General features: G+C 61.1%; 13 protein-coding genes and 1 pseudogene. 12 read left to right on the forward strand and 2 right to left on the reverse strand.

Going from position 1 to position 12116, the window contains the following annotated elements; translation table 11 throughout:
• The first annotated feature begins 16 nt into the window (after positions 1–16).
• The 8 genes and pseudogenes from AC1HFW_RS29985 to AC1HFW_RS30020 all read left to right on the forward strand — a co-directional run.
• Complete coding sequence (locus AC1HFW_RS29985; RefSeq protein ID WP_034053981.1) at positions 17–298, forward strand: DUF427 domain-containing protein; 282 nt, start codon at positions 17–19, stop codon at positions 296–298.
• Complete coding sequence (locus AC1HFW_RS29990) at positions 295–1704, forward strand: mercuric reductase (RefSeq protein WP_034053982.1); 1410 nt, start codon at positions 295–297, stop codon at positions 1702–1704. The genes AC1HFW_RS29985 and AC1HFW_RS29990 overlap by 4 nt, the downstream gene beginning before the upstream one ends.
• 17 nt (positions 1705–1721) lie before the next feature.
• Positions 1722–2330 (forward strand): sulfite oxidase-like oxidoreductase, encoded by a 609-nt coding sequence (locus AC1HFW_RS29995; protein WP_008647302.1) that lies wholly within the window; start codon positions 1722–1724, stop codon positions 2328–2330.
• The gene (locus tag AC1HFW_RS30000) at positions 2323–3084 is read left to right on the forward strand and encodes an FAD-binding oxidoreductase (RefSeq protein ID WP_042797684.1); all 762 of its coding nucleotides are present in this window, start codon (positions 2323–2325) and stop codon (positions 3082–3084) included. The genes AC1HFW_RS29995 and AC1HFW_RS30000 overlap by 8 nt, the downstream gene beginning before the upstream one ends.
• A 21-nt stretch (positions 3085–3105) precedes the next feature.
• Positions 3106–4314: an ergothioneine biosynthesis protein EgtB gene (egtB, locus tag AC1HFW_RS30005; RefSeq protein WP_197022694.1), complete on the forward strand. Its 1209-nt coding sequence runs from the start codon at positions 3106–3108 to the stop codon at positions 4312–4314.
• Complete coding sequence (egtD, locus tag AC1HFW_RS30010) at positions 4311–5288, forward strand: L-histidine N(alpha)-methyltransferase (RefSeq protein WP_034053995.1); 978 nt, start codon at positions 4311–4313, stop codon at positions 5286–5288. The genes egtB and egtD overlap by 4 nt, the downstream gene beginning before the upstream one ends.
• Positions 5289–5301: 13 nt before the next feature.
• Positions 5302–5748: a hypothetical protein gene (locus AC1HFW_RS30015; protein WP_008647292.1), complete on the forward strand. Its 447-nt coding sequence runs from the start codon at positions 5302–5304 to the stop codon at positions 5746–5748.
• Positions 5749–5771: 23 nt separating this feature from the next.
• A pseudogene (locus AC1HFW_RS30020) lies at positions 5772–6140 on the forward strand (MOSC domain-containing protein); the annotation flags it as partial.
• 39 nt (positions 6141–6179) lie between these two features.
• Here the strand turns inward: AC1HFW_RS30020 and AC1HFW_RS30025 are convergent.
• The gene (locus AC1HFW_RS30025) at positions 6180–9209 is read right to left on the reverse strand and encodes a Tn3 family transposase (protein ID WP_012077404.1); all 3030 of its coding nucleotides are present in this window, start codon (positions 9207–9209) and stop codon (positions 6180–6182) included.
• Positions 9206–9784: a recombinase family protein gene (locus AC1HFW_RS30030; protein WP_012077403.1), complete on the reverse strand. Its 579-nt coding sequence runs from the start codon at positions 9782–9784 to the stop codon at positions 9206–9208. The genes AC1HFW_RS30025 and AC1HFW_RS30030 overlap by 4 nt, the downstream gene beginning before the upstream one ends.
• A gap of 253 nt (positions 9785–10037) precedes the next feature.
• On the opposite strand from AC1HFW_RS30030, the gene AC1HFW_RS30035 reads away from it, so the two are divergent.
• The 4 genes from AC1HFW_RS30035 to AC1HFW_RS30050 all read left to right on the forward strand — a co-directional run bounded on the left by AC1HFW_RS30035 (position 10038) and on the right by AC1HFW_RS30050 (position 12054).
• Positions 10038–10316 carry a hypothetical protein gene (locus AC1HFW_RS30035; RefSeq protein ID WP_011342941.1) on the forward strand — a complete coding sequence of 93 codons (279 nt, stop codon included), beginning with the start codon at positions 10038–10040 and terminating at the stop codon, positions 10314–10316.
• On the forward strand, positions 10313–10597 hold the full coding sequence (locus tag AC1HFW_RS30040) for a type II toxin-antitoxin system RelE/ParE family toxin (protein WP_011342942.1): 285 nt from the start codon (positions 10313–10315) through the stop codon (positions 10595–10597). Before AC1HFW_RS30035 ends, AC1HFW_RS30040 begins: the two co-directional genes overlap by 4 nt.
• Before the next feature lie 406 nt (positions 10598–11003).
• Positions 11004–11564, forward strand: a complete 561-nt coding sequence (locus tag AC1HFW_RS30045) for a chlorite dismutase family protein (protein ID WP_011514928.1) — start codon at positions 11004–11006, stop codon at positions 11562–11564.
• Between the two features lie 133 nt (positions 11565–11697).
• Positions 11698–12054 carry a cupin domain-containing protein gene (locus AC1HFW_RS30050; protein ID WP_012435589.1) on the forward strand — a complete coding sequence of 119 codons (357 nt, stop codon included), beginning with the start codon at positions 11698–11700 and terminating at the stop codon, positions 12052–12054.
• Positions 12055–12116: the final 62 nt, after the last annotated feature.

Consider the following 12116-nt stretch of genomic DNA (forward strand, 5'->3'; position numbering starts at 1 on the left):
ACGAAGGAGACGGAGCATGAGAGCCATCTGGAAAGGCACCACCATCGCTGAGAGCGATGACATCGTGGAAGTTGAAGGCAACGCCTATTTCCCACACGACGCGTTGCGCCCGGAACATTTCAAACCAAGCGATACGCACACCACCTGTCCATGGAAGGGGCGGGCCAGCTACTACGACGTCGTGGTCGGCGAAGACGTGAACGCTGACGCGGCGTGGTACTACCCGTCGCCCAAGGCTGGTGCGGAGGCGGTGACCGGCAGGGTGGCGTTCTGGCGCGGTGTCGAGGTGCGGCCATGAGCGGGGAACAGAGGTTCGACGCGATCGTGATCGGAGCCGGTCAGGCCGGTCCCTTTCTGGGCGCGACACTCGTTGCCCGGGGTATGAAGGTGGCGCTCATCGAGGAGCGTGACCTGGGTGGTACCTGTGTCAATCGGGGCTGCACCCCAACCAAGACCCTACGCAAGTCGGCTCGTGTGGCTCACATGGCGCGCCGGGCCAGCGAATTCGGTGTGCAAACCGGGTCGGTCCAGGTCAACTTCAGGGCAGCGATGGAGCGCATGCAACGCCGGGTGGAGGAGGCTCGCTCTGGCCTGCAGGCCTGGCTGGGCCAGTTGGAAGGACTCACCATCATCAAGGCGCGCGGTCGCCTGGCGGGCCGTGAAGGCGAACAGTTCGTGGTGCTGGCCGGCGAGCATCAGCTGGTGGCGCCCAAGGTGGTGCTGAACACCGGCACACGTCCCTTTGTTCCGCCGGTGCCTGGGCTGGACGAGCTGCCGTTCCTGGACAACGAACGGCTGTTGGCGCTGCGTGAATTACCGTCCAGGCTGGTGATCATCGGCGGTGGATACATCAGCCTGGAGATGGCTCAGATCTTTCGGCGGCTGGGAAGTGAGGTTGCCATTCTGGAAACAGGGCCTCGCCTCACGGCCCGCGAGGACGAGGACATTGCAGCCGCTGTGACCGGAATGCTGACAGCGGAAGGCATCGAAGTGAACACCGGCGTGCGCATTGAGCGGGTCGGCAAGGCGGACAACGACGCTGGCGTGCGGGTGCAGTTGGCTGGTGGCCGCAGCGTGGATGGCAGCCACCTGCTGGTGGCCACCGGGCGAATACCGAACACCGACTGTCTGGGCCTGGAAACGGTGGGCCTGGAGGTCAGTGCGCGAGGCTACCTGGTCACCAACGACCGGCTCGAAACCGCGGTTCCCGGCATCTGGGCGCTGGGTGACATCAATCAGCGCGGGGCCTTTACCCACACCAGCTACCACGATCAGGACATCGTGGCGGAGAACCTGGCCGGAGGGCAACGCAGCGCCGCCGCGCGCGTCGGCATTTATGCCATGTTTACCGATCCTCCGCTGGCCCACGTCGGTCTTTATGAGGCCGACGCGCGAAAACTCGTGACCGAAGGGCGACGCATTTCCCAGGCGGTTCACGCCATGAAGGACGTCAGTCGCGCGAAGGAAGAAGGCGAAACCGTGGGCAAGATCAAGCTCCTCATCGATGAGGACAGTGGTCATTTCCTCGGAGCGACCATGCTCGGGATCCAGTCGGACGAGATCATTCAGGCGATCGGTCTGGTGATGGCCAGTGGCGGCACCTGGAAGTTGGTCCGGGATGCATTGCCCGTTCACCCGACGGTCACCGAGTTCCTGCCCACCATCATTGATCGACGCAAGCCCTTGACCGCAAGTTCTGGGTGAGCCGGAGGACCCACACCATGCCCATCAACCGCTCATTCAGCGGCCGCAATCGCGATGTCCACAACCACGGCGGTCGACTTCCGCCAGGACAGTCCCTGACGGAAGGTTTTCCCGTGCTGACTGCGGGCCCCACCCCAAAAGCCTTGGCGCTTGGCGATTGGCGCTTGACCTTGAAGGTCGGTGTGCGGCCGGTTCGCGTTTGGACCTGGAGCGAATTCCAGGCCCTGCCCCAGACCGAGCAGGTGGTCGATATCCATTGCGTTACCACCTGGTCGAAATTCGACACCCGCTGGCGCGGTGTGACGTTGGACACCTTGTTGCAGGCGGCCGGACTGGAAGCGCCCACGCCTTGGGTGTTGGCGCATTCTCAGGACGGCTACTCCACCAACGTGCCGTTGGCCGATCTGACACAAGGGCGCGCAATGATCGCAACGCACTACGACGACCGACCGCTCGCGCCCGAGCACGGGGGACCGGCACGCCTGTTGGTGCCGCATCTCTACTTCTGGAAGTCGGCCAAGTGGGTCAATGCGCTGCAGTTCAACGAGCGCGACGAGGCCGGGTTCTGGGAACTGCGGGGCTATCACATGCGAGGCGACCCTTTCAAGGAAGAGCGCTATGGATGAGGCTGTTGGTCAACACCGGCTGAGCTGGCAGACCGCACGCATCGATGCGTTGCAGGCACTGACTCCACGCGTCATGCGGGTGGTGCTGCGTCCTGACAGATGGGTTCGCCCGAGGCCGGGCCAGCATTTGGATGTCCGACTGACAGCGGAAGACGGCTATCAGGCACAACGGAGCTATTCACTCCTCTCACCTCCTCAACGTACCGGGCTCTATGAGCTTGGCATTGAGCGTTTGGACGATGGCGAAGTATCCACCTGGTTTCACGACAAGGCCCAGCACGGCGAAACGATTGAAGTCCTCGGACCGGTTGGAGGTCATTTTGTGCTTGACGAGTCGAACACACGACCAGCCTTGCTGATTGGGGGAGGATCTGGCGTCGTTCCCCTTTTGTCCATGGCAGCGCAACGCGTGGGTGCATACAGCCAAGCGCATACAACGCTGTTGGTTGCCGCACGCCATCTTGACGAAGTGTTGCTCTGGCCCACCCTGCAGCGATGGGAAGCGTTTACGCCGCGGTTTCGCAGCCGACTGGCGCTCTCGCGGGATACCTGTGCCCCGCGCGCACAGGACCACGTTGGCCGCATTGATGGAGCCGATGTTGCTTGGGCATTGCAGCAATTGGGTGATGTGGCGACCGAATCTGCGCAGGTTTTCATCTGCGGGCGTAATGACTTTGTCGAGTCCATCGTTCATATGGTCACCGGGCTAAATGTGCCCGAGGTCTCCATCCGCACCGAGCGCTTCGGAAGTTGACTCTCTTTTTTCTCATCTGCCGTGACACCTGAAGACATCCGCCTAACCCGATACGTCTCTGTCCGTTCGCGCAGCGAACGTCTGTGTGCCCCTCTGAGTGCCGAGGACCATGTTCCCCAACCGGTTTCCGACGTCAGTCCGCCGAAGTGGCACTTGGCCCACACCACGTGGTTCTTCGAGACTTTTGTCCTCGCGAAACAACAGCCGGACTATCGACTGTTCCATCCTCTGTATGGCTACCTGTTCAACAGCTACTACGAATCGGAGGGCGCTCACCTGGCACGCCCGCAGCGAGGGAGCTTGAGTCGCCCGACGGTGGCTGAGGTGATGGCGTATCGCGCGCATGTGGACGAGTCCATGCGCCGTATGCTGAAGGAACCACTGGAGCCCGCGGTCGCGGCCTTGGTAGAGCTGGGCATGCAGCATGAACAACAGCATCAGGAGTTGCTGATCACAGACATCAAGTACATCCTGGGCCACAACCCATTGCATCCGGCGTATGACCCTCTGGGCATCGGTCCCCAAGATGTGACGGCCGAACATGATGGAACCTGCCCACCACTGGACGATTGGCTTAGCGTCGAAGGGCAGACGATTCGCATGGGCCACCAGGGGCCAGGGTTCGCCTTCGACAACGAGTCGCCATCGCATTTGGCGCTCATTCAAGGAGTAGACATCCGTGTGGCGCTAGTCACCAATGATGAATACCTTCAGTTCATGCGCGACGGAGGATATCAGCGCCATTCGCTCTGGCATGCGGAAGGCTGGGACTGGGTGCAAACGCTTAAATTCCGTGCGCCGATGTACTGGCAGCCCGACCCTAACCAGCCTGACGGATGGGGTCATTACACGCTCCAGGGGGTGATGCCGCTGACCAGTCAGGCACCAGTCACGCATGTCAGTTACTACGAGGCACACGCTTTCTGCGATTGGGCGGGGTGGCGATTGCCCACCGAGTTCGAGTGGGAAGCAGCGGCAAGCCGGTTCGACTGGGGGCGTCGATGGGAATGGACGCGCAGTGCCTATCAGCCCTATCCCGGTTTTGCCCGCAGCGAGGGCGCAGTGGGCGAATACAACGGGAAGTTCATGGTGAACCAGCAGGTCTTGCGCGGAGCGTCCTGGGCCACATCGCCGGGCCACGCCCGTTTGACATACCGGAACTTCTTTCACGCTCCGTTGCGTTGGCAGTTCACGGGCATCCGTCCTGTTCGCTCGCGGGAGTCCGCATGACTGATCGGGACAGACTGACGGAGCATGTTCTGCAAGGGTTGACGCGACCACAGAAGGCGCTCTCATCCGCTTGGTTCTACGACGATGAGGGCTCGCGCCTGTTTCAGCAGATCATGGCGCTGCCCGAGTACTACCTCACACGCCTTGAGCACGAGCTGCTGCGCTCACGCGCGGATGAGCTTTCCCGGTGGATAGATCCTCGGTGCAGCCCGATCGATCTGATTGAACTGGGCAGCGGCGACGGGGCCAAAACGCTGTCGCTGTGCCAGGCACTGGCGCAACGTGAAGTGGATTGCATCTACAGGCCTATGGATGTGTCCGCACACGCCCTAGCGGATCTGAGCCGCCGCTTTGACACGTACCTCCCCCGCATGGCCATCGAACCGGTGCTGGGAGACTATTTCGAGCATTGGCCTCAGATTGCCGAAGGGCGACGCCAGGTTGCAATGTTGCTGGGCAGCAATCTGGGCAACCTCGACGAACACGGTGCCGTCAAGCTGCTGCAGCGGGTGCATTCGCATTTGCGCCCGGGTGACCTTGTGCTGCTTGGTCTGGATCTGGTCAAGGACCCGGCCATGTTGCGCGCAGCATACGACGATTCACAGGGCGTGACCGCTGCGTTCAATTTGAATCTGCTGACGCGGTTGAATCGCGAGTTGGGCATGGACTTCGATCTGACGAAATTTCGGCACTACGCCAGCTACTGTCCGCTGGAACACGTGGCCAGAAGCTTTCTGGTGAGCCAAGTTGACCAGGTGGTCCACAGCAGAACCCTTGACCGAGGGTTTGTATTCCATGCCGGGGAGACCATCTATACAGAGCAATCCCAGAAATACTCCCTGGCTTCAATCGAACACCTCGCACGCCGAAGCGGGTTTGACAACACCTGCACCCTGACCGACCCCCGAGGCTGGTACGCCATCACCGTCTGGCACCGGCTACCGTTCACCCCAACGCAACAAACGTCGACCTGAAAAAGGAGTCCTAATGAGCAACAAGACCCATCTGCGCCAGACCATGCTGGACCTTGCCGAAGGGCGCCTGCGGTTTGCTGAACAGACCTATGCGCAATACCTGGTCGGTGCGGCGGGCCGCGGAGATGAACCCAGTGAAAGCGATGCGGCGTCGCGGGCCGTCAACAATGCCGCTCTGGCGCAGGCGTTCGAATGCCCCATTCACGATCATCAGGAGGCCCTGGAAGTCTTACGTCAGATCGATTTCGGTCCCCGGGATTCGGTGGAGACAGGCGCCGTGGTTCGCATCGACGGGCGTTGGTTCGTGATTGCGGTTGCTAGCGATGCCTTCCAGTGCGACGGCAACACCTACATGGGAATTTCCACCCAGGCGCCCATCTACGCAGCGATCGCAGATGCCCGAGCCGGTGATGTTGTCAGCTTCCGGCAACGCGAACTGCACATAGAGGAAGTCTTGTGATGCACCTCATTCGAGTCTGAACGATGGGCGGCACGCTGCGCGACTTGGTCCGGCGCTTTCATGGCACAGGTCGACTTGGTGCCATCGTTCTGCGCCCGGATCGCCTCAAGGACGCTGTGTCCGTGCAGGAGGCCAGGGCCGAACCGGGTCTCGGGCTGATTGGCGATCACCGCTCCCTGCGGCTTCGTCAGTCGGATGCGCAACGCCATCGCGAGCTGAGTCTGATCCAGGCTGAGCACCTCAGCTTGCTCGGGGTCTGGACGGGGCAAGCCCCAATTGCCCCGGAGCGTTTGCGGCGCAACCTCGTGATCTCGGGGATCAACATCGCCGCGATGCATTCACCTTTCCGGGAAGAGCGCTTTGTCTGGCGAATTGGCGGTTCGGTCCGCATTGAAATCAGGGGTTCTAAGCCAGAACCGCCGAAATTTCCGTCATCCCAGCTCCAGCCCCGCCACGAGCGCATCCAGGTCGATCATCTTGCCGTCGCTCTGGAAGGTGTAATGCCCGTTCAGCAGGATGTGCCGCCAGGCCGCCGGCGATATCTGGGTCAGGAGAGCGTGCGCCTTGGCGTTGCCGCTCGCCTCGTACTTCATCAGCAGCCGCGAGAGGATGGCCGAGTTGTAGAAGATGACCGCGTTGGCGATCAGCCTGGCGCACTGGTTGCTGATCTCAATTTCGATGTCGGTGCGCCCGGTCAATTCCTTCTTGCCGCCGACCTGGGCGATGGTTGAGCGTAGCTGGTGATAGGACTCGATGCGGTTCTGTGAGCGGTGAACGTTGCGCTCCAGTTGCGGATCGCGCAGGTAGCGCAGCGTGTAGATGCTGCGGATGAGCTTGTCGAACTCGAACACCGCGCGCCGCGTGGGGTTCGGCGCGGTGTAGGTGCATAGCTTGCGGATCAGCGTGCCCTGCGTCATCTCCTTCAGTCCGAGCGTGGCGACAATCTGGTCGAGGTTCGGCTTCTCGCTGACTATGAGATCGCGGTCGATTCTCCCGGCCGGCCGGATCAGGCACTGATCGTACAGCGCCGGATCGTCGGCACTGTAGAGTTCCTTCAACTGATCGCCAAGGTCGGTGAAGCGCGGCTCGAAACGCAGGCCGAACCAGTGCAGGATAGCGAAGTTGGCCTTGTTGACGCTGTGCATGTCGCCGGTGATCGCGGTCGGCACGATGTCCGACGTGTTGCGATACCAGATGTCGAACACGTGATGGGCCTCGTAATCGTGCGCGCCGATCAGGTAGCCGTTGAGCGGCACGTGGTTGCACAGCAGCGTGTAGGCGACCACGCCCTTGCCGCGCCCAAAGTATTTGCGCGAGTGGCGCGCTTTCACGGTCGGCCGCTCGACGCCGAATTTCTGACCATCGACGGCACCGTACAGTGCATCGAGGTCGAACGAGTAGTACGGGAAGATCGGCAGCGCGGCGATGGCGTTGCTGATGCAGTCGTTGGCCGCGTGCAGCGTTGCGTGGCGCAGGTACTGTTGGTAGGCGCTCTCCAGCACGTGGTACGGGATGTCGCTGGTGCGTGCCATGACCTGGTTGCCGTGGTTCATCGCCTGCGCGATGATGACCGCCATCAGGCTGTCGGCGTCGGCGACCTTCTTCGCATAGCGCGGCTGCAAAGGCGTCAGCGCCGACAGGAACTGGCACTGGCCGTTGACGAAGCGGAACACGTCGGCCACGTCGCAGAACGGCAGTTGCTCGTAGAACGCCTTCTCGCGCGCCTTCTGGTTCTCGCCCTTGGGCTTGCGCCATGTCAGCTTCTGCGTGTCCTTGTCGTATTCTAGGTGCGTCAGCTTGCCCTGCTTCAGCTCGCGGTTGAAGGCCAGCCACTGAGCGCGCAGCTCGGTCGCGAGCGCATCGAGCTGGGCATCGAGTGGCTGCCGCAGGAACGGGATGTCGATCTGCGCCAGCACGGCGGCCTTCTCATCCAGCGAAACCAGCTCGTCGGAAAAATGCCGGTGCTGCAAGCTGTCGTCGAGGTAGAGTTCACCCGACTGGAAGCGCTTCCTGACCTGGCGGTACAGCCAGAACTCGTAGCGGTCGGCATGCAGGTCCGTCGGCTTGCCATCGGCATCGAAGGTCAGCAGGTACGGTCGCAAGCGTTTCGGCAGCGTGGCCGCTGGACATTCGGCGAGCGGCCGTTGCGATAGGCGCTGCTGTTTGGCGAACACGTCCTTGGCCCAGGCCAGCGCCACGAGCCACGGGCTGCCCGGATCAGTGCCAGCGAGGTCGAGCGCGACATACAGCGGCCGAAGATGGCGGCGGATGCGCTCAGCCAGGCCGTCCACCGCCTGCCAGTGCAAAGCCAGCTTGCTCACCGGCTTCACGCTCATGCGCTGCGCGGTGGTTTGCAGCGTATCGCGGGGCATGATTTTGTAGGCGCGCTGGCGCACATCGCCGAACGGCGTGGGATCGGGCACGCTGTCGTCGATGTAAAGCGACAGCAGGCGGCCGACCTGCGGTGTGTCTTGCTGACGGCGCACCTGCTCGGCGACAAAGGATTGCTTTGCGCCCGCACTGCTTTCGTCCTCCAACTGCTTCATGTGGTAGGCCATCGCATCGACCAGGTTGTCGGAAAGCTGCCGGTAGCGCACCCAGGCATAGCAAAGCAGGTAGAGGTAGGTCTGATCGGCCTTCAGGTTGCGTAGATCGTGGACGGTGTAGAAGTTCGCCAGGCTGGCGTAGTACAGCAGATTCTGCTGCGAGACGCCGAGCTTGGGCAGCAGCGCCTTGGCGATCCGGTGCAGCGGCTCCAGCGTGGCGCGCTTTTCGCGTTCGCGGGCCATCTGACGCCAGCCAAAGTCCTTGGCGTCCTGCTTGAGCGCCGCCAATTGCGACAGGGTGTCGTCACGCACTAGAAGCCGACCCAGCGCGGCCTTGGCCGATTCGTCCAACACTTCCGACAGCAGGCCAGCCAGCCGCCGACGCTCGGCGGACAGGGCTTCGCTCACCAGCTCTTGCAGGGTGGTATAGCCGGGCCGGATGATCTTGTGCTCGTTTAGCCAGACGATCAGCTCGGCGGCGATGAACCCCGGCATCACGTCGCGCCGCACGGTCTGCGCGGCCTGCTGCGCGAGCTGCGCCAGGAACTCGGCCGCCCACGGCCGGTAGCCGAACAGATCGGCAATCCACTCGCGCTGGGTGTAGTGCTCGTGCTTGGAGATTGGCTTGTGCTCGAAGGACTCGCCGTGGAAGTAGCGGCTCAGCACGAAGGCGCAATCGTGCTCGACCTCACTCCAGTCGAAGCGGAAGAAGGCATGCTTGGCCTTGAAGTAACCGATCTGCAAGATGCAATAGACCTGGGCATGGAGACCAGGCCGGCTGCTGGCGAGCGCCAGTTCGGTTTCAGTCAACGCCAAGTATTCCAGCCGCTGGGCGTCGTCGAAGTCCGGCAGGCCGTACAGGGCTTCCTGCTCGGCGTCCGACAGGACGGTCAATCGTTCGCTCTTGGTCGTCATCGCGATGACGCTCCACGAGAGCCCGTCCAACCAACCCGTGCCAGGGTCTCGATCAGCGTGGTTCGCTTGACGCCGAAGTTGCGGCACACCGCCGCCTTGGACATGCCGCCATCGAGCGCAGCGACGATGGCCTCCAGCTTCTCGCCGGTGATCGCCTGCGGCCGGCCGCCGATCCGGCCGCGTTTGCGGGCGGCAGCCAGACCGGCGACGACACGTTCCTGGATCAAGGCGCGTTCGTACTGCGCGAGCGCGCCGAACACCTGGAACAGAAACTCGCCCGAGGGCGTCGTGGTATCCAGGTTCTCCGTCAGCGAGCGGAACGCCACCTGCTTTTTCTTGAGCGAGGTCACGATGGCGAGCAAGTGCGACAACGAACGGCCGAGCCGGTCGAGCTTCCACACGACCAACACGTCGCCAGGGCGAACGAATTCGAGCGCCCGCGCCAGGCCCGCGCGGTCGTCCTTCGCGCCGGAAGCATGATCCTCGAACAGATGCCGCGCATCGACGCCGACGGCGAGCAGCGCATCGCGCTGCAAGTTCGTGCTCTGGCGGTCGGAGTCCGACGACACGCGCATGTAACCTACCAACATAAGCGGAAAACCATTAAGACGAGGTTTCCGTATGGTAGCGTCTGGCGACAGAGTTTTCCGCACAATTTTGCGGCCACTCGGAGGTTGGTGCAGAGGACCGTTGAAGGCCTGTCGAAAAACAAATGTTTTCCGACAGGCCTTGGCCTAGCGCACGCCCGCCTTGCAGCGTTCTGTGAATAGCGCTTAGTAATGACGGCGTATATACTTTGTTAGTATCAAGTGGCAGGAGGCCCCGATCATGTCAAAACAAGCCGTTTTCACGATGAAGCTGGAGCCTGAGTTGCGCGCCGAGTTTATGGCCGAAGCCGAGGCGGCCCATCGCCCGGCGTCGCAAGTGCTGCGCGAGCTGATGCGCGAGTTCGTTCAGCGCCAGCGCGAGTCGCGCGAGTACGACGAGTTCCTGCGCCGCAAGGTCGAAGCCGGCCGGGCTTCGATGCGCGCTGGATTGGGGCGGTCGAACGATGAAGTTGAGGCCGAATTCGCCGCACGGCGTGCCAGTGTGGCGAGCCAGGCGTGAGGGTTGTTTGGACGCCCGAAGCGCAGCAAGACCGTGCCGATGTGTGGGACTACATCGCAGCCGACAATCCGCGCGCGGCGGCCCGGATGGATGAGATTTTCAGCGACGCGGCCGCCCGCTTGATCCAGCACCCCATGCTGGGCAAGCCGGGAAAGATTCCCGGGACCCGCGAGTTGATCCCGCACGAAAGCTATCGCCTGGTGTATCAGATCGACGGCGAAACGGTGTGGATACTGACGCTGGTTCATACTGCCCGCCTGTGGCCGCCTGTGCGCGATTAAGATATGATCATGGCAACAATGAAACGGCGCGTTGACAGACTGCTTTCGAGCCAGACCGCGGTCGGCGGCAGGCGGCCAGTTGCGGACGGTCAAGCATCTTCCCGGTAGCGGACGTTCAATAGTGTCTCTGACCTGCTTCGCTCCCTCTATGAAGGGAGGTCGCTGGCCCATCCGCGCACTCACAGCCTGCCAGTAGGCGCAAATTGGCAGCGCTCCGTCCGGCAGCGCACAGACTGCGGCCGTACGTCCGCGTAGGTTCGCTTCAGCAGTTTCGATTCGAAAGTTCAATGTGATTGCTGCGGGCGGTCGTCGCAGTTGCGCGGAGGCGATGATGCACAAGCACGGGATCGGCAGATAGGTTCTTCGAAGCTGCAAGAGTTAAAACATTCACACATGAAAGATTGAAATGGATACACGATTATTTGCTTTCGTCGGCGCAGACATTGGCCCTTGGCGGATTGTCAGGGCCGAAACGAGAGTTGGCGAGCCCCTGCCTGAAGCCAAAAGGCTCAACGTCGTATCCGCTTCAGAGTTGCAGTCTGAAACCAATGCACCCTGGATACTTCGTGGAATAACCAGCAATGAACGATATGTCATGCGCGCAGAGAAGAATGAAATTGTAGCGAAGCAGCAAGGTCTGGCGCGCCCAGAAGCAACGTGCGGTGCGCTAATACCGATCCGGAAGAACGCAGCTTGGTGGGAGCTCACGCAAGACGAACGCCGGAGCGTTTTCGAACAGTCGAAGCACGTCCAAATCGGGCTTCAGTATTTGCCTGCAGTAGCGCGCAAGCTCCACCACTGCCGCGACCTCTCAGAGAATGAACCGTTCGATTTTCTGAATTGGTTCGAATACGCGCCAATTCATGAGGTTGAGTTCAACAGGCTGCTTTCCGAACTGCGTGCGTCAGAGGAATGGAAATACGTCGACCGAGAAGTCGATATTCGTCTTACGCAAGCACAGGTCTAACCCGCCGATGAACACGGACCCCCAACAGCGGCGCGTTGCGCCGCCGTTTCGGGCCGGTTATCGGCAACGTAGAACTCTCGGATACAGTTGTTCTGTAATAACTTCTCAAGCCAAATTGATTTTTGGAGTGGATATGGAAATGGAATCAAGAATATTTTCGGTAACAGAATATATTCGTCCGTCTGACGGCGAACCAATTCGTTCAGTGGTTCTGGAAACCAAGGACTCAGCAGTTGTTGTTTGGCATGCCCATCCTGGGCAAGAAATAACCGCTCATGTTCACCCGGACGGCCAAGATACTTGGACGGTTATCTCTGGAGAGGCTGAGTATTACCAAGGAGGCGGCAAAGTCGCTCATCTAAAGGCTGGAGATATTGCCATAGCAAAACCTGGCCAAGTGCATGGCGCTCTAAATACTAGTCCAGTGCCGTTTGTATTTGTCTCAGTGGTTGCATCTGGCAACGCGGGTTTTGCGTTGGCTGAAAAATAGTCTTTCTCAAATGTGTGCCCCAGAGAGTTCTAACCCATCCATCAACACGGACGCTGCGCGAT

Source organism: Achromobacter sp. ISS7, from assembly GCF_056523125.1.

Bases quoted from the DNA above. Each gene is read 5' to 3' on its own strand.
- AC1HFW_RS29985 (WP_034053981.1), top strand. From the start codon at position 17: ATGAGAGCCATCTGGAAAGGCACCACCATCGCTGAGAGCGATGACATC.
- AC1HFW_RS29990 (WP_034053982.1), top strand. From the start codon at position 295: ATGAGCGGGGAACAGAGGTTCGACGCGATCGTGATCGGAGCCGGTCAG.
- AC1HFW_RS29995 (WP_008647302.1), top strand. From the start codon at position 1,722: ATGCCCATCAACCGCTCATTCAGCGGCCGCAATCGCGATGTCCACAAC.
- AC1HFW_RS30000 (WP_042797684.1), top strand. From the start codon at position 2,323: ATGGATGAGGCTGTTGGTCAACACCGGCTGAGCTGGCAGACCGCACGC.
- egtD (WP_034053995.1), top strand. From the start codon at position 4,311: ATGACTGATCGGGACAGACTGACGGAGCATGTTCTGCAAGGGTTGACG.
- AC1HFW_RS30015 (WP_008647292.1), top strand. From the start codon at position 5,302: ATGAGCAACAAGACCCATCTGCGCCAGACCATGCTGGACCTTGCCGAA.
- AC1HFW_RS30025 (WP_012077404.1), bottom strand. From the start codon at position 9,209: ATGACGACCAAGAGCGAACGATTGACCGTCCTGTCGGACGCCGAGCAG.
- AC1HFW_RS30030 (WP_012077403.1), bottom strand. From the start codon at position 9,784: ATGCGCGTGTCGTCGGACTCCGACCGCCAGAGCACGAACTTGCAGCGC.
- AC1HFW_RS30035 (WP_011342941.1), top strand. From the start codon at position 10,038: ATGTCAAAACAAGCCGTTTTCACGATGAAGCTGGAGCCTGAGTTGCGC.
- AC1HFW_RS30045 (WP_011514928.1), top strand. From the start codon at position 11,004: ATGGATACACGATTATTTGCTTTCGTCGGCGCAGACATTGGCCCTTGG.
- AC1HFW_RS30050 (WP_012435589.1), top strand. From the start codon at position 11,698: ATGGAAATGGAATCAAGAATATTTTCGGTAACAGAATATATTCGTCCG.